This is a genomic window from Streptomyces silvae (assembly GCF_016745505.1).
In the GTDB taxonomy this organism is placed as follows: domain Bacteria; phylum Actinomycetota; class Actinomycetes; order Streptomycetales; family Streptomycetaceae; genus Streptomyces; species Streptomyces silvae.
Map to the genome: position 1 here is coordinate 88,137 of NZ_JAERUC010000197.1, position 26,031 is coordinate 114,167.

Genomic DNA, 26,031 nt, shown 5'->3' on the forward strand with positions numbered 1-26,031 from the left:
TCCACCGGCCCCCACCCGCACCCGCGTTCGCATCCGTATACGCAGGAGTCCTGAGATGACCGAGTACACCGACTTCCACGCCCCCGAGGGCCTCCGCACCCGAGGCACCGTCCTCGTGGTGCCCGGCCGGGGCGAGACCCGGGCGACCTACACCCGGCTCGGCAGGCGGCTGGCCGCCGACGCCTACCGCGTCCGCGTCGTCGGCGCCCCCGATCTCGACGCGGACGGCCTGAGCGGCGCGCTGACCCGCTTCGGCGACCGGCTCGCGGCCGCCGCCGAGGACGCGGCCGGTGGCGAGGACGGGCTCGTCCGGCCCCTGGTCCTGGTGGGGGCGGACACCGGTGCCGCCGCCGTCGCCGCCCTCCTCGGCCGGAAGGACGCGCCGTCGGCCGTGCTGCCGGACGCCGTCGTCCTCGCGGGGATCCCCGGCACCGCCGCCGGCCCCGTCGGCGACTGGGAGGACGAGCTCGACGTGCGTACCGCCTGCCCCGCCCACCGGGGCACGCTCACCGGGGACACCGGGATCCGGCGCGGCGCGCTCGACGAGGCGGTGCCGGAGGCGCTGCTCACGGCGGCGTACGGCGGTGACATCGACGTCCCGGTGCTGCTCCTGACCGGCGACGCCGATCCGCTCGCGGACCGGGAGGCACTCGTCCGTACGGCGAAGTCGCTGCCGCGTGCCCGGCTCTCGGTGGTGCGGGACGCGCACCACGACGTCCTCAACGACATGCAGCACCGCTCGGTGGCCGCGGAGGTCGTCACCTTCCTGGAGACCCTGCGCAACGAGCTGGTGCCGGTCGTCACGGTCGATTCGAGCGCCTGGTGACCACCGCCCCTCCCGACGCCTCCGGTATGTCCACCCCGTAGAGAAAGGTCCCCCATGGCAACCATCCTGTCCGTCTCCGGCAGTCCCTCCGCCACCTCCCGCACCGCCCGGCTCCTGCGCCATCTGGACGACCGGCTCCGGCAGCAGGGCCACGACGTGACGCCGCTGGACGTACGCACCCTGCCCGCGGAGGCGCTGCTCGGCGCCGACTTCCGGCACCCGGCCGTCGTCGAGGCCACCGCCCTGTTCGAGGCGGCCGACGGCGTGGTCATAGGCACCCCGGTCTACAAGGCCGCCTACTCGGGGCTGCTGAAGACGCTGCTGGACCTGCTCCCGCAGTTCGCGCTGACCGGCAAGACCGTGCTTCCGCTGGCCACCGGGGGCAGCACGGCCCATGTGCTGGCGATCGACTACGCGCTGCGCCCGGTGCTCAGCTCGATGGGCGCGGCGCACATCGTCCCGGGCTGGTTCACGCTCGACAAGGACATCACCGCGGGCGAGGACGGCACCCTGACCGTCGCACCCGGGACGGCCGAGGCGCTCGCCCAGGTGACCGACGCCTTCTCCCGGGCGCTCGGCGGACGTACGGCGGTGCTGGCGGCCGCGGGCTGAACGGCTCCGCCGGTCACCGCGCCGTCAGACGCCGCCACACCGCCTTGGCCGCGTGGTGTCCCGACATGCCGTGCACGCCCGGGCCGGGCGGGGTGGCCGACGAGCAGAGGAAGACCGCCGGGTGCGTGGTGGCGTAGGGCACGCGGGCGAGCTTGGGGCGGAGCACCGTCTGGAGGCCGGTGAACGCGCCGGTGGCGATGTCCCCGCCGACGTAGTTGGCGTTGCGCCGGGCGAGGGTGGGCGGTCCGGCGACCGCGCGGGCCAGGACGAGGTCGCGGAACCCGGGCGCGAACCGCTCCAGTTGGCGCTCGATGATGTCGGTGGCGTCGCCCTCCCAGCCGGACGGGACATGCCCGTACACCCAGAAGACATGGCGTCCCTCGGGGGCGCGGGTCGGGTCGACGAGGCTGGGCTGCGCGGTGATCAGGAAGGGGACGCTCGGGGGGCGGCCGGCCACGGCGGCGCGCAGGGCCGCGTCGATCTCGGCGGCGGAGGGGCCGACATGGACGGTGCCGGCGCGCCGGGCGTCCTCGGACGTCCAGGGGACGGGGCCCGAGAGCGCGTAATCGATCTTGAAGCAGGAGGGGCCGTACCGGTAGTGGTCGTAGGCGCTGCCGAGTCCCGCGATCCTGGCGAGCGCGGTCGGCGAGGTGTCGAAGACGTACGCCCGTGCGGGTGGCAGTTCGTCCAGGCGCCTGACCTCGACGCCCGTGCGGATGGTGCCGCCCTGTTCCCGCAGGAAGGCCGCGAGGGCGTCGGAGATGGCCTGCGAGCCGCCGCGCGGCACCGGCCAGCCGTTCTCGTGCGCCGCGAGCGCGAAGAGCAGGGCGATCCCGCCGGTCGCGATGCCGCTGGCGGGGGCGATGGCGTGCCCGGCGAGGCCCGCGATCAGCCCGCGCGCCTTCTCCCCCCGGAAGCGGCGGGAGAGCAGCGTGGCCGGCTGGGCCGCGTCGAGCCCGAAGCGCGCCCAGCGGTACGGATCCTTGGGCAGGCCGTCCCAGGGGGTGCGCAGGAAGTCCTGGGCCAGGGTGTCCCAGTGGCCGGTGTACGGGGCGACCAGCCGGCGGTAGGCTCCGGCGTCCTCCGAGCCCAGCGACATGGCGGTCTCGCCGACGGACGCGGTGAGCACCGCGGCCGATCCGTCCGGGAAGGGGTGGGCCAGCGAGAGGGGGGCCTGAAGCCATTCGAGGCCGTGCCGGGCGAGCGGCATGGCCTGGAACGCCGGGGATCCGATGCCCAGGGGGTGCACGGCGGAGCAGGGGTCGTGGTGGAAGCCGGGAAGGGTCAGCTCCTCGGTGCGGGCACCGCCCCCGACGGTGTCCCCCGCCTCGAACACCTCTACGGCGAATCCTCGGCGCGCGAGCTCGACGGCGGCTGTCAGCCCGTTCGGGCCCGCCCCCACGACGACGGCATCCAGCATCGATGGCACCTTCGGACTCCTTCGTCAGCCGATGGCCAGGGCACCCAGGATATTCATGTACGCCGACAACGGGCCCCCGGGTAGCCTCCCGCTCGATGACACCCGCACACGCACCCTCCCCCTCCGTCGCCGCGATGGCCTCCCGGCTCGCCCGGCTGCCCGGCATCGAGGCCGTCGCCCTGGGCGGCAGCCGGGCCCGCGGCACCCACCGCCCCGATTCCGACTGGGATCTGGGCGTCTACTACCGGGGCGCCCCCGACCTGGACGCGCTGACCGCACTGGCGTCCGACGTCCAGGGGGCGCCGGCCGAGGTGGCGGGGCCCGGCGGGTGGGGCCCCTGGGTGAACGGCGGTGCGTGGCTGACGGTGGACGGCGTCGCGGTCGACTGGATCCTGCGCGATCTGGACCGGGTGGAGTCGGTGTGGTCGGACTGCCGTGAGGGCCGTTACGAGGTGGGGATCCAGCCCGGCCACCCACTGGGCTTCTGGTCCCCCTGTTACGTGGGTGAGGTCGCCCTCGGCCGGGTGCTGGAGGACCCGCGCGGCGACCTGGCGTCCCTTCAGGAAGCGGTACGCGCCTACCCCGAGCCGCTGCGCCGGGCGCTGACCGGTGCGGTGTGGGAGGCGGACTTCTCCGTTGCCTCCGCCCGTAAGTCCGCCCCGTCGGGGGACACGCTCCATGTGTCCCTCTGCCTGGCGAGGGCCTTCGGGGTGCTGGCGCAGGCGCTGCACGCCCACCACCGTGTCTGGTGCCTGAACGAAAAGGGGGCGCTCGCCTCCGCCGCCGCTCTGCCGGGCACCCCCGCGGACTTCGGGGCCCGAATCTCGAAGGCCCTGCGGGGCCTGGACGCGGCCGCCGTGGAGACCGCTGCGGAGGTCGTACGGGACGTCCGGGCGGTGCTGGACCGCGGGGCGCCGGCGGACGGCCAGGACGGGGTACACCCGGACGGGTGAACGGCCGGAATGCGTGGTGGGTGCAACCGTTCGGCGGCCGGAAGCGTCTGCCCTACAGGTAAGTGATGTGCCGGAGACGGCATTCACAGCACGCCACGACGAGGGAACTTCTATGACTCACACTCTTCCCGGCCGCCGTCTTTCGCGCGCCGCGGTCGGTGTACTGGCCGCCGCCACGCTGACCGGGCTCGCCTCCCTGCCCGCGGTCGCGGTGGCGGCGGAGCCGGACCTCGGGATCGGGCAGCTGGCGCCGATCACGGGTGCGCAGCCGGGCAGCGGCGTCGACGTGCCGTTCTCGGTGCTGAACAAGGGCACCGAGGAGGTCGGGAAGGTGTGGGTGTCCTACACCGTCACCTCGGGCCTGGCCGCGGCGGACTCGTACGGGAACTGCATGTACTCGACCGAGTCGTCCGCCGACGAGGAACCGGAGAAGGCCGTCGCGGTGTGCGCCGTCGACCAGCCGCTGAAGCCCGGGGTCCTCTATGTGCCGGAGCAGCCGATCGGCCTGAAGGCGCAGGACAGCGCGCTGTACGACAAGGTCCGCGTGAGCGTCGACTCGACGGAGCCCGGACCGTCCGACAACGGCGGGTCCGACCCCGTGCCCGGCACGGGCGGTCCGCTGAAGCTGGTCGAGAAGGGCCCGGCGACGGATGCCGACCGGGCGAGCCACGGCGAGGCGTCCAGCTCCGCGGACGTGACCGCCGTCAACACGGCCGACTTCGCGCTGACCGGCGCCCGGCTGAAGGGCGAGGTCGGCGACAAGGTCACCGCGTCGGTGAAGTTCGTCAACGACGGCCCGGCGTGGGTCTACCGCGAGCTGGGTCAGGGCGCCGCGACCGTCGACGTCCGGATACCGCCGGGAACGTCGGTCGTGAAGGCGCACGACTTCTGCAGCCCGGTCACCAAGACCCACTACACCTGCGGGACCTCGCAGTCGTGGGTGAACCCGGGGCGTGGCGAGACGTACCCGTTCGTCCTGCGGATCGACAAGGCCGTCGAGGGTGCGACCGGGAAGGTCTCCTTCACCGGGGCGGACAGGCCGTTCGACAAGAACGCCGCCAACGACACCGCCGACCTCGTCGTCGACGCCGGTGCGGGCACGACGGGCGGCTCCTCGACCGGGGGTTCGACGTCCGGCGGCGCCTCGACCGGGGGCTCCACGACGGGCGGTTCCTCGACGGCCGGTTCCACCACCGGGGGTTCCGCGTCCGGCGGCTCCACCACCGGCGGCGGCGCGGCCCCTCAGACGGCGACGGGCGGCAACCTGGCGGCGACCGGCTCCAGCTCCTCCCTCCCCCTGGTGGGCGCCTCGGCGGCGGCCCTGGTCGCGGGCGGCGGGATCTTCTACGCGGTCCGGAGGCGCGCGGCAGCCGTCAAGTAGAGAACGTACGAAGCGAGTTGTGGCCGGTACGGGACATCCGTACCGGCCACAGCCGTTCGTCGCCTCAGCCCTCGCCGCCGGCCCTCAGCGCCTCAAGGATCCTCCCGGCCGTGGCCTCGTCCCTGGCCGCGGTGAACGGCAGATCGTTTCCGCCGGTGATGCGGTACGGGGCTCCGGAGAGCGTCGACTGGGCGCCGCCCGCCTCGGTGACCAGGAGCAGCCCCGCCGCATGGTCCCAGGCGAACTCCCAGTTGAAGGCGACGGCGTCGGAGGCGCCGCAGGCGACGGCCAGGTATTCCAGGCCCGCCGATCCGCACGCGCGGGCGTCGATGCCGTCGGTCCGCAGTCCGAGCAGGGCGCGCTTCTGTGCGTCGGAGGTGTAGTCGGGGTGCGACATGGCCACCTTGAGGACGGCGCCGGGCGCGGGCGAACCGCTGTGCACCGTGGTGCCGTTGAGCGTGGCGCCCCGGCCGCGCACGGCGACGGCCAGTTCGTCCAGGACGGGGGCGTACGTCCACGAGGCGTACACCTCGCCGTGCAGCGCGAGGGCCACCAGGGTGCAGAAGCCGGGTTCGCCGTGGACGAACTGCCGGGTGCCGTCCACCGGGTCGACGATCCACACGGGGGCGTCGCCGCCGAGCGCGTCGTAGACGGCGGGGTCGGCGTGGACGGCCTCCTCGCCGACGACCACCGAACCGGGCAGCAGCCGGGTCAGGGCGTCGGTGAGGTACTCCTCGGCCAGCCGGTCCGCGGCGGTGACCAGGTCGTGCGGGCCGCTCTTCTCGACGATCTCGTGGGCGGCCAGCTGCCGGTAGCGCGGCAGGATCTCGGCGGCGGCCGCCGCGCGCACCACGGCTTCCACCTCGGCCAGCTGTCCGGCTTCCCCGGCGGTCCCGTACACGAAGTCATCGATCATGACTCCAGCTAAGCACGGTCCGCCGGGGGCCTTCCGGGCAGGAGGGGAGGAGGTCAGCGGCCGACCGCGTACCCCTGCATCCCGCGCGGATTGGCGGCGGCGGACAGGACGCCGGTCTCCGGGTCCCTGGCGACGGCGCACATCCGGCCCTCGGACCATGGGTCGCCGACGGTCACGTCGTGGCCCCGGCGCCGCAGTTCCTCGACGACCTCCGGGTCCATGCCCTCCTCGACGGTGACGCTGCCCGGGCGCATCCCGCGCGGGAAGAAGGAGCCGGGGAAGCTGTCGTTGTGCCAGTTCGGGGCGTCGATGGCGCCCTGGAGGTCGAGACCGCCGCGGACCCGGGCGCGCAGCGCCACGGCGAGGAAGAAGTGCAGCTGCCACTGGTCCTGCTGGTCGCCGCCGGGGGTGCCGAACGCCATGACGGGCACGCCGTCGCGCAGGGCGAGGGACGGCGTCAGGGTGGTGCGCGGGCGCCGTCCGGGGGTCAGGGTGTTCGGCAGGCCCTCGTCGAGCCAGGCCATCTGGAGCCGGGTGCCGAGCGGGAAGCCCAGCTCGGGCACGACCGGGTTGGACTGGAGCCAGCCGCCGCTGGGCGTCGCGGCGACCATGTTGCCCCAGCGGTCGACGATGTCGAGGTGGCAGGTGTCGCCGCGGGTCGAGCCGTCCTTGGCGACGGACGGCTCGCCCACGCGGTCGGCGGTGACCGTCGGCTCGCCCGCGCCCTCCTTGGCGACCGTGGGCTCCCCGGCGCCGGCCACCGGGATGCCCATCGCGTCGAAGCCGGACTCCCCGGCGGCGACGGCGTGGGCGTGCGCGCTGAGGACCGGGGTGCGGCCCCCGGGGCTGCCGGGGCGCAGCTCCAGGGAGGCGGTGTCCTCGATCAGGGCGCGGCGCTCGTCGTTGTACGCGTCGGAGAGCAGCGTGCCGAGCGGGACGTCGGTGGCGTCGCCGTACCAGGCCTCGCGGTCGGCCATCGCGAGCTTGCAGCCCTCGACGAGCAGGTGGACGTAGTCGGCGGAGCCGTAGGCGGGGAGCTCGGGCGGGAGGAGGGCGAGCTGCTGGAGGAAGGCGGGGCCCTGGCTCCAGCCCCCCGCCTTGGCCAGCGTCCAGCCGTTCCAGTCGTACGTGGCGGGCGCCTCGTACGTGGCGGACCAGCCCGCCAGGTCGGCGGCGGTGAGGGTGCCGGTGTGGCGGGTCCCGCTGGTGTCCATGGTGGGCACGGCGGCCTGGCGGACCAGTGCCTCGGCGATGAAGCCGGTGCTCCAGACGGCGCGGGCGGCCTCTATCTGGGCGACGCGGTCCTCGCCGCCCTTCTCCTCGGCCTCGGCGACGAGGCGGCGCCAGGTGGCGGCGAGGGCCGGGTTGCGGAACAGCTTGCCGGGCTCGGGGGCCTTGCCGCCGGGCAGGTAGACCTCGGCGGAGGTCGGCCACTCGGTCTCGAAGAGCTCGCGGACGGTCTCCACGGTCTGGCCGACGCGCTCGACGGGGGCGTGGCCGTCCTCGGCGTATCCGATGGCGTAGCGCAGGACCTCGGCGAGGGTCTTCGTGCCGTGGTCGCGCAGCAGCAGCATCCAGGCGTCGAAGGCGCCGGGTACGGCGGCGGCGAGCGGGCCGGTGCCGGGGACCAGGTCGAGGCCGAGCGAGCGGTAGTGCGCGGCGGAGGCGCCTGCGGGGGCGGGGCCCTGGCCGCACAGCACCCGCACCTCGCCGTCCTTGGGCGCGAGGATCATCGGGACCTCGCCGGCCGGGCCGTTGAGGTGCGGCTCGACGACGTGCAGGACGAAGCCGGCGGCGACGGCCGCGTCGTAGGCGTTGCCGCCGTCCTCCAGGACGGCCATCGCGGACTGCGAGGCGAGCCAGTGGGTGGAGGACACCATGCCGAAGGTGCCCTGGAGGGTGGGGCGGGTGGTGAACACGGGTGTGGCTCCTTGCTGCGGCGTGCGGAAGTTCTGTGGTGCCTTGCGGATCGTACGTACGGGGCACGGGCCCCGGACAGGGCAGGTCAGACGGCGGCGGCGTCCGGGGCGGTGCCGTCGTCGGTCACGAGGTGGCAGGAGACCTGCCGGCCGCCGGGGATCTCGCGCAGGGCGGGGATCTCGGTGCGGCACCGGTCGACGGCGAGCGGGCAGCGGGTGTGGAAGCGGCAGCCGGGCGGAGGGTCGAGGGGGCTGGGGAGTTCGCCGTGCAGCACGATGCGTTCGCGGGAGCGCTGGGCGACCGGGTCGGGGACCGGGGCGGCGGAGAGCAGGGCCTGGGTGTAGGGGTGCTTGGGGGCGGCGAACAGCTCGGCCGTCGGGGCCTGTTCGACGATCTGCCCGAGGTACATCACGGCGATCCGGTCGGCGAGGAACTCTACGGCGGCCAGGTCGTGGGTGATGAACAGGCAGCCGAAGCCCCGGTCGCGCTGGAGGTCGGCCAGCAGGTTGAGCACGGACGCCTGGACGGAGACGTCGAGCGCCGAGGTGGGTTCGTCGGCGACGACCAGGTCGGGGTCGCAGGACAGGGCGCGGGCGATCGAGATGCGCTGGCGCTGCCCGCCGGACAGCTCATGGGGGTGCCGGTCGGCGTGCTCGGGGCGCAGCCCGACCTGGCCGAGCAGCTGCTCGACCCGTTCCCGTACGGCCGCTCCACGGGCGCGGCGGTGCAGCCGGATGGGCTCGGCGATGATCTGGCCGACGGTCATGCGCGGGTCCAGCGAGGACGAGGGGTCCTGGAAGACCAGGTGGAAGTCCTTGCGCAGGGGGCGCAGCGCGCGGCGGGAGAGGTGGCTGACGTCGGTGCCGTTGATGTGGACGGTGCCGGCGGTGGGTTCGTCGAGGCGTACGGCGCACCGGCCGACGGTCGACTTGCCGCTGCCGGACTCCCCGACGAGGCCCACGACTTCGCCGCGGCCGATGGTGATCGAGACCCCGTCGACGGCCCGGACGGTTCCGCCGCCGGAGGCGCCGAAGTGGCGTTCCATGCCGCTGATCTCCAGCACCGGTGGCAGCGTGGTGTCGGCGTCCCGCGGTGCGGGGACGGTCTGTGCGGTGGTCACTTTCCGGCCTCCTGGGCTGCGGCGCTGGTTCCGGGACCGGTCCCGGTGTCGGTGCCGCTGCCGGTCCCGCCGTCGGCATCGGCTTGCGTCTCGGCGTCTGTTTGCGCCTCGGCATCTGCTTGCGTCTCGGCGTACGGGTGCCAGCAGGCGGCCCGGTGCGAGGCGTCCGCTCCTGCCTCCCGCTCCACGGCGCGGAGGCCGGGGCGGCTGCCCGTGCAGGTGTCGTCGGCACGGGAGCAGCGGGGTGCGAACGTACAGGCGTCGGGCTGGCTGTCCAGGCTGGGTACCAGGCCCGGGATCTCGGGCAGCCGTCGCTTGCCCTCGCCGCCGGGCCGGAGCACGGCGCCGAGCAGTCCGCGGGTGTACGGGTGCCGGCCGGCGGCGAACAGGTCGTGCACCGGGGCCTGTTCGACGGCGCGCCCGGCGTACATCACGAGCACCCGGTCGGCCGCGTCGGCGACGACCCCGAGGTCGTGGGTGACCAGGACGATGGCGGTGCCGAGGCGTTCGCGCAGGGACTGGAGGACTTCGAGGATGCCGGCCTGCACGGTGACGTCCAGGGCGGTCGTCGGCTCGTCTGCGATGAGGACGGCCGGGTCGCAGGCCACCGCGATGGCGATCATGACGCGCTGGCGCATGCCTCCGGAGAGCTGGTGCGGGTACTCGTCGATCCGGCGGGCGGGCGCCGGGATCCCGACGAGTTCGAGGAGCTCCACGGCGCGGGCCTTGGCCTCCTTACGGCTGAGCCCCTGGTGCCTGCGCAGCACCTCGCCGATCTGCCGGCCGATGGTGAGGACCGGGTTCAGCGAGGTCATCGGCTCCTGGAAGATCATCGCGATGTCCTTGCCGCGGACCTTCTGGAGTTCCTTCTCCGGCGCGCCGACCAGCTCGCGTCCGCCGAGCCTGATCGAGCCGCCGATCCGGGCGGTCGGCGGGAGCAGGCCCATCGCCGCCATTGAGGTGACGGACTTCCCGCAGCCCGACTCCCCCACCACGGCGAGGACCTCGCCGGGGGCCACGTCGTAGGAGACGCCGTCGACCGCGTGCACGGTGCGGGTGTCGGAGTGGAAGGAGACCGACAGGTCGCGCACGCTCAGCGCGGGTTCGGCCGGCGTCTTCCGTACGGGTTCGAGGACGGTCTCGGTCATCGGGTGGCTCCTCGGGGGTCCAGGACGTCGCGCAGGCCGTCGCCGAGCAGGTTGAAGGCCAGCGTCGCCGCGACGATCGCGAGGCCGGGGAAGACGGCGAGCCAGGGGGCGGGCGCCAGGAAGGACTGGGCGCCGGAGAGCATCACGCCGAGCGAGGGGGCGGGCGGCTGGACGCCGAGGCCGAGGAAGCTCAGCAGCGCCTCGCCGATGATCGCGGCGGGGATGCCCACGGTCGCCTGGACGATGAGGGCGGAGGTGGCGTTGGGGAGGATGTGCCGGAAGAGGACGGTGCCGTCGCCGCCCCCGTTGGCCACGGCCGCGGCGACGTAGTCGACGTGCTTGAGCCGCAGGGTCTCGGCGCGGGTGATCCGGATGACGGCGGGGATCTGCGAGATGCCGATGGCGATGGTCGCGTTGGTGAGCGACGGGCCGAGGATCGCGGCGAGCCCGACGGCGAGCACCAGGAAGGGGAACGCCAGCATGGTGTCGGTGAGCCGGGACACCGCGGTGTCCGCGAACCGGCCGTAGTACCCGGCGAGCAGCCCCAGCGGTACGCCGACGAGGAAGGCCAGCACCACGGCGACGAGCCCGACCTGCATGGACGCGCGGGCGCCGTGGACGATGCGGGAGAGCTGGTCGCGCCCGAGGTCGTCCGTGCCCAGCCAGTGCGCGGCACTCGGCTCGGCCAGTACGTTGCCGAAGTCGGGCTGCGACGGGTCGTACGGGGCGATGAGCGGCGCGAACAGGGCGGTCAGGACGAAGACGGCGGCGATGATCCCGCCGGTGAGGGCGAGCTTGTTCCTGCGCAGGGCGCGGAGCTTGCCGCCGCCGGCCCTCCGCTTGCTCGCCCGGGGCGGTGTGGGGAGCGCTGTGGTCGCGGTGGTCACCGGGCACCTCCGAGCCGGATGCGCGGGTCGATGACCGAATAGACCACGTCGACCAGCAGGTTGATGAGGATGTACGCGGCGGAGGTGCAGAGCACCACGGCCTGGAGAGTCGCGTAGTCGCGGGTGAAGACGGCGTCGATGGTGAGCTTGCCGAAGCCGGGGAGGACGAAGATCTGCTCGGTGACCACGGCGCCGGAGATCAGGTGCCCCAGCTGGAGTCCGAGCACGGTCACGACGGTGACCAGCGAGTTGCGCAGCGCGTGCCCGCCGACGACGGAGCCCCTGGACAGGCCCTTGGCGCGGGCGGTGCGCACGTAGTCGGCGGAGAGCGAGTCGAGCATCGCGGCCCGGGTCTGCCGCATCACGACGGCGGCGAGACCGGAGCCGAGCACGATCGCGGGCAGCACCATCCGGCGCAGGTTGTCGACGGGATCGGTGCCGAAGGGTACGTAACCGGAGGCGGCGAACACCGGGACGGCGATGGCGAATCCGAGGACGAGCACGATGCCGAGCCAGAAGGTCGGGATGGAGAGGCCGATCAGCGCGATGGCGTTGGCGAGCCACTCCTCCGGCTTCCCGCGCCGCACGGCGGCGACCACTCCGGCGCCGATGCCGACGACGATCGCCAGGAGCAGGGAGAGCGCGGCCAGCTCCAGCGTGACGGGCAGGGCCTGGCCGATCGCGTCGGCGACGGGGAGCCCCGTACGGGAGGAGGTGCCGAGGTCGCCGGTCAGGGCGTGCCCGATGAACCGCCCGTACTGGACGACGACGTTGTCATTCAGGCCGTAGCTCTCACGGATGGCGGCGAGCGCCTCGGGGCTGCGTTCCTCCCCGGCCAGCGCGAGCGCCGGGTCGCCGGGCAGCGCCCGGATGCCGGCGAAGACGACGACGCTGACGAGGAAGAGGGTGATGAGGGACTGACGCAGGCGCGTCAGCAGGTACTTCGTCATCGGGTGTACCCCGCATTCTTGACCCGGACCAGTCCGTCGCCGTAGACGTGGATGCCCGCGACGTCCTTGCCGGCGACGACGTAGTTCTTCTGCCGGTAGAGGTAGATCAGGGCGTGGGCGTCCTGGACGCGCCGGGTGAGCTCGTCGTAGATCTCGGTGCGCCGGGCGGGGTCCGCGACGCTGCGGCCCTCGGCGATCAGCTTGTCGATCTCCGGGTCCCCGAGGCCGTAGGCGTTCATCGCGCCCGCGGTCTTCAGGAAGTTGGAGACGTTGCCGTCCGGGTCGAGCCGGCCGGACCAGCCGCTGGTGAAGACGTCGTAGTTGCCGGCGTCGGTCTCGGCGAGCATGGTGGCGTACTCGGTGGGCCGCAGCGACAGTTCGAAGCCCGCCTCCTTGACCATGGCCTGGAGCACCTGTCCGACGCGCCCCTGCTCCGGGGTGGTGGACGTCTTCAGCTCGATCTTCACCGGGGTCTTCACCCCGGCCTCCTTCAGCAGTTCCTTCGCCCGGTCGACGTCGCGCCGGGGGCAGTCCTCCGGTGCGACGCCCGGGGCGATGGCGGACTGCGGGGAGATGGGGCCGCAGGCCGGCTCGTACATGCCCTGGAAGACGACCTTGTTGAGCAGGTCGCGGTCGATGGCCAGCTCGAAGGCCTCGCGGACGCGGACGTCCCGGCCGACGGGGGTGTCGATCTTCCCGGGCTTCTGCCCGAGCCCCTTGACGTTGCCGACGTTGAGGCCGATGCCCTGGTAGCCGAGCGAGGGCGAGTTGAAGAGCTGGAGCTTCGGCTCGGTCAGTGCGCTCTGTACGTCGACGGGGGCCATCTGGTCGCCGACCTGGAGGTCGCCGGAGCGCAGGTTGGCGAGCCTGACGTTGCCGTCGGGTATCGGCTTGTAGACCACACCGTCCAGGTGGACGTGGTCCGCGTCGTAGTAGTTCGGGTCCTTCTCCAGCACGATCCGGTCGCCGCCGGTGCGCTCGACGAAGCGGAAGGGGCCGACGCAGGAGGGGTGGTTGGTGAAGTTCTTGCCGTACTTCTTCAGTGCGGCCGGTGACATCACCATCCCGGCCCGGTCGGCGAGCACGCCGGTCAGCGGGACGTACGGGTGGTCGAGCGTCAGCCGGACCGTGAGCGGTCCGGTGGCCTTCGCCTCGGTGACCGGGGCCAGCTCGGTGGAGCGCGCGGATCCGGGGAGATCGCGGTGGCGCAGCAGCGAGGTGACGACCGCCGGGGCGTCCAGCCGGGTCCCGTCGCTGAACTTCAGCCCGGGGCGCAGCCGCACGGTGACCGTGCGGCCGTCGGCCGAGGTGGTGGGGAGCGACGCGGCGAGCTGCGGCACGAAGGTGCCGTCCTCGTCGATGTCGTAGAGCTTCTCGCACATGCCCGCGAAGACCGTGCGGCCCACGAGGGTCTGGGCCAGGGTGGGGTCCAGTTTGTCGGGGTCGGAGTTGAGGGCGACGGTGAGTGTCCCGCCGTCGCGTACGGACCGGTCATCGGTCATGCGCACACCACCGACTTCGGTCGCCGAGGACTGCAAAGACGCGCAGCCCGAGGTGAGGGACACCAACGCAACCGCCACCAGGGCAACCGCTTTTCGGCGCACGGGGGCCTACCTCCCGCCAGGGGTGATCAAGGAATATCGCAGACCGTATTTCGCATACAGTCCGCAAAGCAAGGCCTCGGCTCACATGACGGACAGCTTTTACCTGACGATCGGATAACGGAGCGGCGGAGGCCGGGCGGCCGGCACCGGGACTGCCGCCCCACAGCGGGGCATGCGGCTTCGGCGGGCCCGTCACCGGGACCCGCACACCGCCTCGCGGCCGTATACCAAAGCGGAGCCGAGCGCTCCTGGTCTCACGGAGCCCTGAAGTACTCCGGGAAGCGGGGACCCGTCCACGGCTTGCGGCCCCACGCGAGGACCCGCCCCCTGGCCATGGCGCCCCACGGTGAGCAGCGGCCGAGGGCCATCAGCAGGAAGGTGACCGGCTCTATGGAGATCGTGCAGTCCGGGCGCTCCGGAAGGTCGTGGCCGACGGTCGCCGTACCGTCGGTGAACGTCACCCCGAACCGGCCGCCGCCCCACAGCCGGACGACGTAGCGGGCGTTCAGCCCTGCCGTGGCCGCCGCATCGGTCACCCGGGGCATGGCCTCGACCATGAACGGGAGCGTCAGCGCGACCCGGGTGCGGTCGACCATGTGCGGACGCCTCAGCGCCCGGGCCAGGTCGTAGCCGTGGCCCAGCATGTGCGTCAGGAGGTACGAGCCGAGAACCACCCGGTTCATCGGGCCCATCGGCGTCATCAGTGTCTCGTCCGCGGGGTGCCCGGCCACCGCGTCCAGGTAGGCGTCGGCCTGCGTCACGATCATCGCGGCCAGCGGTTCCGCCCGCCGTTCGCCGAAAGCGGCGAGGGCCTGCTCGTTGGCCTCGGCGATGCCCTGCGGAGTGCCGTCGCCGTACGGGTGGGACCGCCCTGCCGCCACCTCGGCCATCAGCGCGTTGGCCTGGGCGAGGTGCGCGGCCACCTCTCCCACCGTCCACACCAGCCCCGGCACGGGCGCGCCGGTGTCAGGAGCGCCGCGCAGCAGCTCCGCGATCTGCCCGGCCGTCGCACGGATCGCGTCGGCAAGCCCCTCGGGCAGGGACCCGGGGCCCGTGTCCCGGACGTACCGCCCCTGATCCGCCGCTGAGTCCATGCCGCTGCCGCTCCCCTGAACGCCGGGCGTGCCGCCCGCTCCCACCACCTGTGCCGATGGCCTGCGGGTACACAAGAGCAGTCCGTACGACCTCCCGGCAAGGGGCCGGTGGCCGTTCGTCACGGGCGAGCATTAGAGTCCGATACGACGTGTGTGCACGTTTGTCCGGATGTCGGGGCACCAGGCTCCCGGTCCACGCCGTGCACGGGAAGGGAACGCGGCCGTGCATGGCGAATACAAGGTCCCCGGCGGCAAGCTCGTCACCGTCGATCTGACCGTCGAAGGAGGCGCCCTGCGCGACGTGCGCGTCGCCGGGGACTTCTTCCTGGAGCCCGACGAGGCGATCCTCTCGATCGACGGGGCGCTCGAAGGCGCGCCCGCGACGACGGACACCGCGGGTCTCGCGGCGCGGATCACGGCGGCGCTGCCGGAGTCGGCCGTCCTGCTCGGCCTCACCGCGGAAGGCGTCGGCATCGCCGTACGCCGCGCTCTGGCGCACGCGACCGAGTGGAGCGACTACGACTGGCAGCTGGTGCACTCGGAGCCGCAGGCCCCGGCCCTGCACATGGCGCTGGACGAGGTCCTCACCGCCGAGGTGGCCGCGGGGCGACGGGCCCCGACCCTGCGGGTCTGGGAGTGGGCCTCCCCCGCGGTCGTCATCGGCAGCTTCCAGTCCCTGCGGAACGAGGTGGACCCGGTGGGGGCGGCGCGGCACGGAATGACCGTGGTGCGCCGTATCTCCGGGGGCGGGGCCATGTTCGTCGAGCCCATGAGCACGATCACCTACTCGCTGTCCGTGCCGGAGTCGCTGGTGTCGGGCCTCTCCTTCGCCGACAGTTACGCCTACCTCGACGACTGGGTGCTGGGCGCACTGGGCGACATGGGCATCAAGGCCTGGTACCAGCCGCTCAACGACATCGCCACCGACGCGGGCAAGATCGCCGGTGCCGCCCAGAAGCGGATGGTCGGCCCCGACGGCGGCCCCGGGGCGGTCCTGCACCACGTGACCATGTCGTACGACATCGACGCCGGGAAGATGCTGGAGGTCCTGCGGATCGGCAAGGAGAAGATGTCCGACAAGGGCACCAGGAGCGCCAAGAAGCGCGTCGACCCGCTCCGCCGCCAGACCGGCCTCGCCCGCGAGCAGGTGATCGAGAACATGATCGCCTCCTTCCGCGGCCGCTACGGGCTGAGCACCGGCGGGGTCACCACGGAGGAGCTGGCCCGGGCGCAGGAGCTGGTGCAGACGAAGTTCGCCACCGAGGAGTGGACCGCGCGCGTGCCGTAGGCGCCGGCCGCCCGGGGCCGCACACACGACCGCCCCGGCGGGCGGGACGCCTGCCGGGGCGGTCGTGTGCGCGGTGTGCGGCCGGGGGTCAGCCCAGGGTCGCGATGGCCTTGTTGAAGGTGGCCGACGGACGCATCACGGCCTCCGCCTTCGCGGGGTCGGGCTGGTAGTAGCCGCCGATGTCGGCCGGCTTGCCCTGGACGGCGGCGAGCTCGCCGATGATGGTCTGCTCCTGCTCGGACAGCGTCTTGGCGAGCGGTCCGAACGCCTCGGCGAGCGCGGCGTCGTCGGTCTGCCGCGCCAGCTCCTGGGCCCAGTAGAGCGCCAGGTAGAAGTGGCTGCCGCGGTTGTCGATGCCGCCGATCTTACGGCTCGGGGACTTGTCCTCGTTGAGGAAGGTTCCCGTCGCCCGGTCCAGGGTGTCCGCGAGCACCTTGGCGCGCGCGTTGTCCGTGGTGGTGGCCAGGTGCTCGAAGCTGACGGCGAGGGCGAGGAACTCACCCAGGCTGTCCCAGCGCAGGTAGTCCTCCTTGACCAGCTGCTGGACGTGCTTCGGCGCGGAGCCGCCGGCGCCCGTCTCGAACAGTCCGCCGCCGTTCATGAGCGGGACGACGGAGAGCATCTTCGCGCTGGTGCCCAGCTCGAGGATGGGGAACAGGTCGGTGAGGTAGTCACGCAGCACGTTGCCGGTGACCGAGATGGTGTCCTCGCCGCGGCGGATGCGCTCCAGGGAGAAGGCGGTGGCCTCCTCCGGCGTCCGGATGGAGATGTCCAGGCCGTCGGTGTCGTGCTCGGCCAGGTAGGTCTTGACCTTGGCGATGAGGTTGGCGTCGTGCGCGCGGCCCTCGTCGAGCCAGAACACGGCCGGGTTGCCGGTCGCGCGGGCGCGGGTGACGGCGAGCTTGACCCAGTCCTGGATCGGCAGGTCCTTGGTCTGGCACATCCGGAAGATGTCACCGGCGCCGACGGCCTGCTCCAGCACGACGTCGCCCTTGGTGTCGACGACCCGCACGGTGCCCGTGGTGGGGACCTCGAAGGTCTTGTCGTGGCTGCCGTACTCCTCGGCCTTCTGCGCCATCAGACCGACGTTGGGTACGGAACCCATGGTCGACGGGTCGAAGGCGCCGTTGGCGCGGCAGTCGTCGATGACGACCTGGTAGACACCGGCGTAGCTGCTGTCCGGGAGGACGGCGATGGTGTCGGCCTCGTTGCCGTCCGGGCCCCACATGTGGCCGGACGTACGGATCATGGCCGGCATGGACGCGTCGACGATGACGTCGCTCGGCACGTGCAGGTTGGTGATGCCCTTGTCGGAGTCGACCATCGCCAGAGCCGGGCCCTCGGCGAGCTCGGCCTCGAAGGACGCCTTGATCTCGGCGCCGGCGTCCACGGAGTCGAGGCCCTTGAGGATGCCGCCGAGGCCGTCGTTCGGGGTGAGGCCGGCCGCCGCGAGCGCGTCGCCGTACTTGGCGAAGGTGTTCGGGAAGAAGGCGCGGACCACGTGGCCGAAGATGATCGGGTCGGAGACCTTCATCATCGTGGCCTTCAGGTGGACGGAGAACAGCACGTCCTCGGCCTTGGCGCGCGCGACCTGGGCGGTGAAGAACTCACGCAGCGCGGCGACGCGCATGACGGCGGCGTCCACGACCTCACCGGCGAGAACCGGGACGGACTCGCGCAGCACCGTGGTGGTGCCGTCGTCGCCCGCGAGCTCGATGCGCAGCGAGCCGGCCTCGGAGATCACGACGGACTTCTCGGTCGAGCGGAAGTCGTCGACGCCCATGGTGGCGACGTTCGTCTTCGAGTCGGCGCTCCAGGCGCCCATGCGGTGCGGGTGGGCCTTGGCGTAGTTCTTGACCGACGCGGGGGCACGGCGGTCGGAGTTGCCCTCACGCAGGACGGGGTTCACCGCGCTGCCCTTGACCTTGTCGTACCGCGCGCGGACGTCCTTGTCCTCGTCCGTCCGCGGGTCGTCCGGGTAGTCGGGAAGCGCGTAGCCCTGCTCCTGGAGCTCTGCGATCGCGGCCTTCAGCTGCGGGATCGAGGCCGAGATGTTGGGCAGCTTGATGATGTTCGCGCCGGGAGTCCTGGCCAGCTCGCCGAGCTCGGCGAGCGCGTCATCGATACGCTGATCGGCCTTGAGACGCTCCGGGAAGCCGGCGATGATCCGCCCCGCCAGGGAGATGTCGCGGCGCTCCACCGTGACACCCGCGGTCGAGGCGTACGCCTCGATGACGGGCAGGAACGAGTACGTCGCCAGGGCAGGGGCCTCGTCGGTGTGCGTATAGATGATGGTCGAGTCAGTCACCGGGTGCTCCGCTCCACGTCTGCAACATTGCTTGACATCAAGATATCTCGTGACCGGTCCCCTCTCCACAGTGGCCCGCGCCCATTCCACCGGAACCGGTCACTCCTGTGCGGCGGGCCCTGTCACTCCTGTGCGGCGGTACCGGTCACGGGGCCCGGTCGTGCCGGACGGGCGGGCGGTGCTCGTACCAGCGCAGGTCGGCCTCCAGCTGGGCGGCGAGCGAGATGAGCCGGGTCTCGCTGCGGGAGGGGCCGAGGAGCTGGGCGCCCAGCGGCAGGCCGTCGTGGGTGAATCCGGCCGGGACGTTCACGCCGGGCCAGCCGAGGACGTTCCAGGGCCAGGCGTAGGGGCAGGCCGAGGTCATCGCGAGGTCGGTGCGCCAGGCGCTGAGCCGGTCGAACGCCCCGACGCGTGGGGGCGGGGCGGCGGTGGTCGGCGTGAGCAGTACGTCGTACCCGTGGCCGCTCCCTCCCCGCGCCGCCTCGAAGAAGGCGCCGATCCTGGCGTGCTGGCGCACCTCGCGCGCACGGGCGGCCCGCACGATCCGGCCGCCGAGCCGGGTCCCGGTGCGCAGGGCGCTGCGGGTGCGGGGGTCCAGGAGCGCGGGCTCGGGGTGCAGGGCCGCGAGCTCGGCGATGCCGGCGGTGGCCCGGGGGACGAAGGAGAGGCCGATCAGCCCGTAGCGGGGGCGGGCCTCCTCGACGTCGTGGCCCAGCCGCGCGAGGGTCTCGGCGAGGGCGGCGACGGCGCGCAGGACCTCCGGGTGGGGCGCGTTCCGGGTGAGGGTGAGCGGGGGCCGCAGCGAGACGCCGATGCGCAGCCGGCCCGGGTCGCGGCGGGCGGCCGCCGACGCGTCCACGGCGGGCGGGCGGTGGTGGTCCCGGGGGTGCGCTCCCGCGGCGGCGTCCAGGAGGAGGGCGGCGTCCGCGACGGTACGGGCGAGGGGGCCGTTGACGGTGAGGCCCTGGAAGGCGTCGCTGTGGGGGTGGACGGAGATCCGGCCGCGCTGCGGCTTGATGCCGACGAGGTGGGTCCAGGCGGCGGGGATACGGATGGAGCCCGCGCCGTCCGAGCCCAGTGCGGCGGGGACCAGCCCGGCGGCGACGGCCGCCGCGGAGCCTCCGGACGAACCGCCGGGCGTGTGCTCGGTGTTCCACGGGTTACGGGTGATGCCGAAGGCGGGCCCCTCGGTGAAGGCCCACTGGCCCAGCTCGCAGGAGTTGGTCTTGCCGACGATGACGGCCCCGGCGGCCCGGAGCCTGCGTACGGCCTCGCTGTCGGCGGTGGCGGGCGGGAGTGCGCCGTCGCAGCCGAAGTAGGTGGGCATGCCGGCGACGTCGGTGTCGTCCTTGACGGCGACCGGCACCCCGAGCAGCGGAAGCCGCTTTCCCGCCGCGAGCCGCCGGTCGGCCTCGGCGGCCTCGGCGAGCGCGGCCTCCGTGCGCAGCTGACGGAAGGCGTTGAGGGTGGGCCGGCTCGCCTCGATACGGGCGAGCGCCGCCGCGACCAGGCCGGCCGAGGTCGCCCCGCCCTCGGCCAGCTCCCGGGCGCAGTCGACGAGTCCGGGCTGTACGGGCGGCTCCACCGGCCTGGCCGGCCCGGTCCGCTCCGTGGGGTCTGCTGAGGACATCGCCACCGCCTCCTCGCGTCCGCCGGGACCTCGGCCCCGGGGTCCGCCCGGAGTCCGCCCGCGCGGTCTACTGGAGAGTAACGAGGGCGCAGGGCCCGCTCAAGCACGCCGCACACGGTTCGGAACCCGTCTCCCCCTGGGGACCTGCGGGAGGCGGGCGCGTCCGGCACCCCGACCCTCACGCCGCCGCGCCGCCGCATCCGGCCGCACGACGGCGTCCGGCCGGCCCACGGCGGCGCCGGGCCCCACGGGCGCACCCCCGTCGCCACGGGCTCACGCGTCGCTACGGCCTCATCCGTTGCTACGGGCGCACGTGGATCTCGCCGATGCCCGTGCCGAGGCCGGCACAGTGGGCGGTCGACTGCCCGGACTCGCCGGGCCGCAGCGTGACGTGCTCACCGTCCACGTCGGGCGACCAGCCGCAGACCAGGTGGACCCAGAAGGTCTGCGTGGCCGAGCCGTTGTTCCTGCAGAGCGCGTACCCCGTGTAGTCGTCGATCGCGTGCTTGCCGGTGTCGCAGGACAGCCCCGGCGGAATGGCCGCGGGTGCGGCGGCCACCGCTGCGGTGACGGGCACGGCGAGTGCGACGGCCAGCCCCGTGACGGCCGCACCCCGGGCCAGCGTGCGGACGGCGTTCCCCTTGAACAGCTTCTTCATGTCTCCCCTTGATTCCGGTCGGCGCTTCCGCCGAGTGCCGGTGATCTTCAGGGCAGTGCTCCCCCACGTTCCATAGCCGAAAACAGCGCCGAACCTCACCCTCTGTACACCCGCTCGGCGGGGCCCGCAACCGCGCGCGGGCGTACGCTCACCGGATGGGGTGAATCGCGCATGCGTAGCCCTGACCAGGGATGTTCCCGAGAGGGCGACCATGACGGGACGGCGCATCGCCACACGTTCGGGCGCGTGCCGCCGGTGCGGGTCGGCCGTACACGATTGGAGCCCGAGACCATGAACGACGCCGCCGGGGACACCCGGTCCGCCCGCGACCCCTATCCCGCGTACGCGGCCATGCGCTCCCGGTGCCCCGTGCAGGCCGTGGCCTCAGGATCCAGCGGACGCCACAGCTATCTGGTCACCGGATACGCGGAGGCCCGGCAGGCCCTCAACGATCCCCGTCTCTCCAAGGACACCGCCGCCTTCTTCGCCGGTAAGAACACGAAACGCGACCTGCACCCCGCCGTCGCGCACACCATGCTGGCCGCCGATCCGCCCCGGCACACGCGGCTGCGCAAGCTGGTCACCGGTACGTTCACGAGCGGCGCGGTCGCCGGCCTCCGCCCCTTCATCACCCGGCTGACCGGCGAACTGCTGGACCGCTGGGCGGCCGAGGGCCCGGTCGACCTCGTGGCCGACCTGGCCGTCCCTCTCCCGGTCATGGTGATCTGCGAGCTGCTGGGGGTTCCCGAGGCCGACCGGCAGCAGGTCCAGCTCTGGTCGGCGGACCTGTTCGCCGCCGGACAGCCCGAGCGCGGCGACGCCGCCTCGCACGCCGTCGCCGACTACATGTCGGGCCTCATCGCCTCGAAGCGCCTGCGTCCGGGCGGCTCGCTCCTGGACCGCCTCATCGCCACGCGCGACGGCGAGGACCGGCTCACCGAGGAGGAGCTGGTCTCCCTGGCCGTGCTGCTGCTCGTCGCGGGCCACGAGACGACCACCCACTTCCTCGGCAACGCCGCCCTGGCTCTGCTGGAGCGCCCGGCCGACCTGGAACGCCTCCGCGACGATCCGGAGGCCGTCCCGGAGGCACTGGACGAGCTGCTCCGCTTCGACACCCCGGTTGCCACCTCCACCTTCCGGTTCACCACCGAGGCCATCACCCTCGGCGCGACCGAGATCCCCGCAGGCGTCCCCGTCCTGGTCGCCCTCGGAGCCGCCAACCGCGACCCGGACCGTTTCCCGGCGCCGGACCGGCTCGACCTGGACCGGGACGCGGCCGGCCACCTCAGCTTCGGCCACGGCATCCACCGCTGCGTCGGCGCTCCGCTCGCACGGCTCGAAGCCGAGATCGCCCTGCGCGCGGTACTGACCCGCTTCCCCGGCATCCGGCTCGCCGGGCCCGCGGACCAGCTGGAATGGCGCCGTACACGCCTCGTCCGGGGGCTGGTCGCTCTGCCCGTTCTGATCTGAGGCCGGGCGCGGAGCCGCCCCGGCGCCGGTGAACTCAGGATGCCTGCGGTTGCCGGATGCCCTCCAGGAGCAGACCGATCAGACGACGCGGGTCGTAGCGGGGGTCCTCGTCGGACGCGATGCAGAGGTTGCCGATGCCGCGCATGAGTTCGTAGGGCTGGATCCCGGTGCGGACCTCCCCCGCCTCCACCGCCGCGTCGAGCAGCTCCCCCGCCACCGGCAGCAGGCGATCGAGGAAGAACGTGTGCAGCGCGCTGAAGCCGCTGCTCTCGGGCTGCACCGAATGCGCCAGTCCGTGCTTGGTGACCAGGAAGTCGACGAAGAGGTCGATCCACCCACGCAGCGCCGACAGCGGCGAGTCGGCGTCCGCGAGCAGCCGCGGTCCCGCCTCGGCGCACTCCTCGACCTGGTGGCGGAAGACGGCGACAACGAGGTCCGCCCGCGTCGGGAAGTGACGGTAGACGGTCCCCATGCCGACGCCCGCCCTGGCCGCGATCTCACGGACCGGCGCATCGACGCCCGACTCCACGAACACCTCCCCGGCAGCGGCAAGCAGCTTCTCCCGGCTGCGGACCGCATCGGCCCGCGTGCTCCGGGCCGCTTCCGATCGGGGCTCACCCGTACTGGTCACCACACTGTCCTTCCGTACGCCGCCGATTCGGAGCGTCGTTCCGTTTGCAATACGGAGCGGCGCTCCGTATTGTGAAATGGAGCAAGGTTCCGCTTCGGTCCCAGCTTAGCCGACCCGGACCCCCTGACTGCTTTCATGCCGCGTACCGGTCGGTGTGCGGCACATCTCCGAAGGGAGCATGCGCCATGCCTGAGTGGACTTCCGTAGCCGACACCTACCTGCACCCCTCCGCCCCGCCCGTGATATCGGTCAGCCCCCTCACGCTGACCGTGCCCGGACGCCCCCTGGACCTCGAGGTCCGCGTCTCCGCACCGCTGACCGGGACCGACCTGCCGGTCATCCTCCTGTCGCACGGCCATGGCGGGGCGTACGGCCTTTCCTCGCTCGACGGCTACCTCCCCCTCGCCAAGGTCTGGGCGGCCCGCGGCTTCGTCGTGATCCAGCCCAACCACCTCAGCGCCCCCAGGCTGAGCCACCAGGTCGCCGAAGTGCCCGGAGCTCCCCTCTTCTGGCGCTCGCGCGCGGAGGACATGAGCCACATCATCGACCGGCTCGACGAGATCGAGCAGGCCGTGCCGCAGCTCGCCGGGCGCATCGACCGCGGCAAGGTCGCGGTGGCCGGGCACTCGCTGGGCGGCTTCACCGCCGAGCTCCTCCTCGGCGCCCGGATCACCGACCTCGACACGGACGAAGAGGTGAACCTCCTCGAACCGCGGATCACGCAGGGCGTGCTGATCGGCGCGACCGGCAGGGGCGGCGACGCCTTCGACGGGTTCGCGGCCGACCGGGTGCCGGTGTTCCGCACCATGAACCTCACCACGATGACCACGCCCGCGCTTGTCATCGCCGGCGACAAGGACGACTCCCAGCACTGGACGACCATGGGGCCGGACTGGCACGCCGACCCGTACCACCTCGCCCCCGGGCCCAAGACCCTGCTGACCGTCTTCAACGGTGAGCACCTCTTCGGCGGGATCCAGGGCCACGACAGCGTCGAGACCACGGACGAGAGTCCCGACCGGGTCGCCGCGGTCGCCGAGCTGGCCGCGGCCTACCTGCGCACCGCGTTCGACTCCGACAACCCCGCCTGGCGGACGGCGCAGGACGCACTCACCACAGGACCCGACGCCTTCGGCCGCGTCGAATCCAAGTAGCACCACGACACACACAACACCCATCACATCAGGAAGGCCAGCCACATGACACACCGACAGCACCCCATCGGATCAGGATTCACCGCCGCGTCGACGGCCGACGACGTTCTCGCCGGCACCGACCTGACCGGCAAGAACGTCATCATCACGGGCGGCCACGCCGGCATCGGCCTGGAGGCAACGCGCGCGCTGACCAAGGCCGGTGCATCCGTCACGGTGGGCGCCCGCACCCCTGACCGCGCCCGCGCGGCACTGGCCGAGTCCGGCCTCGACGGCGTCGAGGTCAGCCGGCTGGACCTGATCGACCCGGCGTCGGTCGACGCCTTCACGGGCCGCTGGCGGGCCTCCGGGCGCCCCCTGCACATCCTGCTCAACTCCGCGGGCGCACCGGCTCCCGCAGAGCTCGAACAGGACCCCCGGGGCTACGAAGTGCAGTTCGCGACCAACCATCTGGGCCACTTCCAGCTCACCCTCGGTCTGCTGCCCGCCCTGCGCGCCGCCGACGGCGCCCGCGTCGTCAACGTCACCTCCGGCGCCCAGCGGTTCGGCGACATCCACTGGGACGACCCGCATTTCGCGGACGGCGGCTACAACCCCGGCGCGGCCTACGCGCAGTCGAAGGTCGCCAACGTGCTCTTCGCCGTCGAGCTGGACCGGCGCTGGGCCGAGGACCGGATCCGCGGATACGCGACGCACCCGGGCGTCATCGTCGGTACCGCCCTGAACAGTGCGGCGGGCCCGGACGCGCTGCGCGCCCAAGGTCTGATCGACGAGGACGGGCAGCCGATCATCGACCCCGAGGCGGGCAAGAAGACCCCGCAACAGGGCGCCGCCACCCTCGTGTTCGGTGCCGCCAGCCCTCTCCTGGCCGAGATCGGCGGCGTCTACCTGAAGGACAGCGACATCTCACCGCTCGACGACGAGGCCAAGCCCGTCACTCCGGGCAGCATTCCGGCCGACGTGGCGTCGCACTCCATCGATCCGCAGTCCGCCCAGCGCCTCTGGGAACTGAGCGTCCGACTGCTCACGCACTGAGCCCGCCCTCCGGCCTCCGTGCGGCTGGTTCAGGACTTCGTATCCACCGGCCAGGGCACTCATCGCCGGCTCATCGGCCGGATGTCGACCACTGTGTCGATCACTGTAAGGAAAACCATGCACCTTCTTGTCACCGGAGCCACCGGATGGATCGGCTCCGCCCTCGTCCCCAACTCATCGCCGCAGGCCATCGGGTCACCGCGACGACCCGATCCGACACCGCCGCGGACACGGTGCGAGCACTCGGTGCCGAGCCCGTCCGGGGAGACCTCGAGGACCCCGGATCGCTGCGCCGTGCCGCTGAGGCCAGCGGCGGGGTGATCCACCTCGCCTACCGCCACGACGTCGCGTTCACCACGGACCCGGCGGGTGCGGCCGAGACGGAATACCGGGCCGTGAAAGCGATGGGTGAGGCCCTGACCGGGACCCAGCGGCCTTTCGTCATGGCCGTCGGCCTCGCAGGTCTCCCCGAGGGGCAGGTAGCAACAGAAACCGACCGAGCAGTCGCACACGGGCCTGCGGGCAGGCGCATCGAGGCGGTCGATCATGTCCTCGGTCTCGCCGAGCACGGCGTACGAGCTTCCGTCGTCCGGCTTCCCCCGACGGTCCACGGCACCGGCGACACCGGGTTCGTTCCCCAGCTCGTCACGCTCGCCCGCCGAACCGGGCAGTCGGCCTACGTGGGCGCGGGGGACAACCGCTGGCCCGCCGTGCACCGCGAGGACGCCGCGGCTCTCTTCCGGCTCGCAGCCGAACAGGCGACCGCCGGCACGGTCCTGCACGGAGTCGCCGAAGAAGGCGTGGCCTTCCGCGACATCGCCGAAGGGATCGCAACCGCCCTCGGCGTCCCCACGAGGTCACTCGACGCGGACGCGGCGTCCGGCCACTTCGGCGGGTTCGCACGACTCACCGGCGGGGACTTCCCCGCCTCCAGCACGCTCACGCGTGAGCGCTTCGGCTGGGCCCCGTCCGGGCCGGGCCTGCTCGCCGAGCTCGCCGCCGGTGACTACCCGTCCTGACACACCG

Annotated in this window: 22 protein-coding genes; 9 read left to right on the plus strand and 13 right to left on the minus strand. The window is 72.8% G+C overall.

Features of this window, described 5'->3' with window-relative positions:
* The first annotated feature begins 55 nt into the window (after positions 1-55).
* Together JKV81_RS33040 and ssuE are read left to right on the plus strand one after the other, a co-directional pair.
* Positions 56-826 carry an alpha/beta hydrolase gene (locus JKV81_RS33040; protein WP_202079314.1) on the plus strand — a complete coding sequence of 257 codons (771 nt, stop codon included), beginning with the start codon at positions 56-58 and terminating at the stop codon, positions 824-826.
* Positions 827-880: 54 nt separating this feature from the next.
* Positions 881-1,438 (plus strand): NADPH-dependent FMN reductase, encoded by a 558-nt coding sequence (gene ssuE / locus JKV81_RS33045; RefSeq protein ID WP_129266389.1) that lies wholly within the window; start codon positions 881-883, stop codon positions 1,436-1,438.
* Between the two features lie 13 nt (positions 1,439-1,451).
* Here the strand turns inward: ssuE and JKV81_RS33050 are convergent, their stop codons facing one another.
* The gene (locus JKV81_RS33050; RefSeq protein ID WP_202079316.1) at positions 1,452-2,867 is read right to left on the minus strand and encodes a phytoene desaturase family protein; all 1,416 of its coding nucleotides are present in this window, start codon (positions 2,865-2,867) and stop codon (positions 1,452-1,454) included.
* An 86-nt stretch (positions 2,868-2,953) separates the two neighbouring features.
* Here JKV81_RS33050 and JKV81_RS33055 point away from each other — a divergent pair, with 86 nt between their 5' ends.
* Both JKV81_RS33055 and JKV81_RS33060 read left to right on the plus strand, forming a co-directional pair.
* Entirely contained in the window at positions 2,954-3,811 is an 858-nt protein-coding gene (locus JKV81_RS33055; protein WP_202079318.1) for a nucleotidyltransferase domain-containing protein, read from the plus strand.
* 112 nt (positions 3,812-3,923) lie between these two features.
* Positions 3,924-5,192, plus strand: a complete 1,269-nt coding sequence (locus JKV81_RS33060; protein ID WP_202079320.1) for an LAETG motif-containing sortase-dependent surface protein — start codon at positions 3,924-3,926, stop codon at positions 5,190-5,192.
* A gap of 64 nt (positions 5,193-5,256) precedes the next feature.
* Here the strand turns inward: JKV81_RS33060 and JKV81_RS33065 are convergent, their stop codons facing one another.
* From JKV81_RS33065 to JKV81_RS33100, 8 genes are all read right to left on the minus strand, one after another.
* Complete coding sequence (locus tag JKV81_RS33065) at positions 5,257-6,108, minus strand: inositol monophosphatase family protein (protein WP_202079322.1); 852 nt, start codon at positions 6,106-6,108, stop codon at positions 5,257-5,259.
* A gap of 53 nt (positions 6,109-6,161) precedes the next feature.
* Positions 6,162-8,027: a gamma-glutamyltransferase family protein gene (locus JKV81_RS33070; RefSeq protein WP_129266385.1), complete on the minus strand. Its 1,866-nt coding sequence runs from the start codon at positions 8,025-8,027 to the stop codon at positions 6,162-6,164.
* An 86-nt stretch (positions 8,028-8,113) separates the two neighbouring features.
* Positions 8,114-9,073: an ABC transporter ATP-binding protein gene (locus JKV81_RS33075; RefSeq protein ID WP_129267185.1), complete on the minus strand. Its 960-nt coding sequence runs from the start codon at positions 9,071-9,073 to the stop codon at positions 8,114-8,116.
* 71 nt (positions 9,074-9,144) lie between these two features.
* The gene (locus tag JKV81_RS33080; RefSeq protein WP_202079324.1) at positions 9,145-10,296 is read right to left on the minus strand and encodes an ABC transporter ATP-binding protein; all 1,152 of its coding nucleotides are present in this window, start codon (positions 10,294-10,296) and stop codon (positions 9,145-9,147) included.
* On the minus strand, positions 10,293-11,105 hold the full coding sequence (locus tag JKV81_RS33085) for an ABC transporter permease (RefSeq protein WP_202472122.1): 813 nt from the start codon (positions 11,103-11,105) through the stop codon (positions 10,293-10,295). Before JKV81_RS33085 ends, JKV81_RS33080 begins: the two co-directional genes overlap by 4 nt.
* 74 nt (positions 11,106-11,179) lie before the next feature.
* A complete protein-coding gene (locus JKV81_RS33090) occupies positions 11,180-12,133 on the minus strand; it encodes an ABC transporter permease (RefSeq protein WP_202079326.1) in 954 nt (317 codons plus the stop codon).
* The gene (locus JKV81_RS33095; protein ID WP_202079328.1) at positions 12,130-13,635 is read right to left on the minus strand and encodes an ABC transporter substrate-binding protein; all 1,506 of its coding nucleotides are present in this window, start codon (positions 13,633-13,635) and stop codon (positions 12,130-12,132) included. Before JKV81_RS33095 ends, JKV81_RS33090 begins: the two co-directional genes overlap by 4 nt.
* A 356-nt stretch (positions 13,636-13,991) precedes the next feature.
* On the minus strand, positions 13,992-14,831 hold the full coding sequence (locus JKV81_RS33100; RefSeq protein WP_202079330.1) for a maleylpyruvate isomerase family mycothiol-dependent enzyme: 840 nt from the start codon (positions 14,829-14,831) through the stop codon (positions 13,992-13,994).
* Between the two features lie 223 nt (positions 14,832-15,054).
* On the opposite strand from JKV81_RS33100, the gene lplAB reads away from it, so the two are divergent.
* Positions 15,055-16,119: a lipoate-protein ligase LplAB gene (lplAB, locus tag JKV81_RS33105; RefSeq protein ID WP_202079332.1), complete on the plus strand. Its 1,065-nt coding sequence runs from the start codon at positions 15,055-15,057 to the stop codon at positions 16,117-16,119.
* Positions 16,120-16,207: 88 nt separating this feature from the next.
* Here lplAB and JKV81_RS33110 read toward each other — a convergent pair whose 3' ends face one another.
* The 3 genes from JKV81_RS33110 to JKV81_RS33120 all read right to left on the minus strand — a co-directional run bounded on the left by JKV81_RS33110 (position 16,208) and on the right by JKV81_RS33120 (position 20,715).
* The gene (locus tag JKV81_RS33110; RefSeq protein WP_124275638.1) at positions 16,208-18,427 is read right to left on the minus strand and encodes an NADP-dependent isocitrate dehydrogenase; all 2,220 of its coding nucleotides are present in this window, start codon (positions 18,425-18,427) and stop codon (positions 16,208-16,210) included.
* 145 nt (positions 18,428-18,572) lie between these two features.
* Positions 18,573-20,057, minus strand: a complete 1,485-nt coding sequence (locus JKV81_RS33115; protein ID WP_202079334.1) for an amidase — start codon at positions 20,055-20,057, stop codon at positions 18,573-18,575.
* A gap of 301 nt (positions 20,058-20,358) precedes the next feature.
* Complete coding sequence (locus tag JKV81_RS33120; protein WP_124275636.1) at positions 20,359-20,715, minus strand: hypothetical protein; 357 nt, start codon at positions 20,713-20,715, stop codon at positions 20,359-20,361.
* A gap of 291 nt (positions 20,716-21,006) precedes the next feature.
* Between JKV81_RS33120 and JKV81_RS33125 the strand changes: the two genes are divergently transcribed.
* Complete coding sequence (locus JKV81_RS33125; RefSeq protein WP_202079336.1) at positions 21,007-22,185, plus strand: cytochrome P450 family protein; 1,179 nt, start codon at positions 21,007-21,009, stop codon at positions 22,183-22,185.
* Between the two features lie 34 nt (positions 22,186-22,219).
* Here JKV81_RS33125 and JKV81_RS33130 read toward each other — a convergent pair whose 3' ends face one another.
* Positions 22,220-22,819: a TetR/AcrR family transcriptional regulator gene (locus JKV81_RS33130; protein WP_372444272.1), complete on the minus strand. Its 600-nt coding sequence runs from the start codon at positions 22,817-22,819 to the stop codon at positions 22,220-22,222.
* Positions 22,820-23,001: 182 nt separating this feature from the next.
* Here JKV81_RS33130 and JKV81_RS33135 point away from each other — a divergent pair, with 182 nt between their 5' ends.
* The 3 genes from JKV81_RS33135 (at position 23,002) to JKV81_RS33145 (ending at position 26,024) form a co-directional block, all read left to right on the plus strand.
* Positions 23,002-23,970, plus strand: coding sequence for an alpha/beta hydrolase family protein (locus JKV81_RS33135; RefSeq protein WP_202079340.1), 969 nt, complete (start codon positions 23,002-23,004; stop codon positions 23,968-23,970).
* A 45-nt stretch (positions 23,971-24,015) separates the two neighbouring features.
* Complete coding sequence (locus JKV81_RS33140) at positions 24,016-25,005, plus strand: SDR family NAD(P)-dependent oxidoreductase (RefSeq protein WP_202079342.1); 990 nt, start codon at positions 24,016-24,018, stop codon at positions 25,003-25,005.
* A gap of 146 nt (positions 25,006-25,151) precedes the next feature.
* The gene (locus JKV81_RS33145) at positions 25,152-26,024 is read left to right on the plus strand and encodes an NAD-dependent epimerase/dehydratase family protein (protein ID WP_307820653.1); all 873 of its coding nucleotides are present in this window, start codon (positions 25,152-25,154) and stop codon (positions 26,022-26,024) included.
* Positions 26,025-26,031 lie beyond the last annotated feature (7 nt).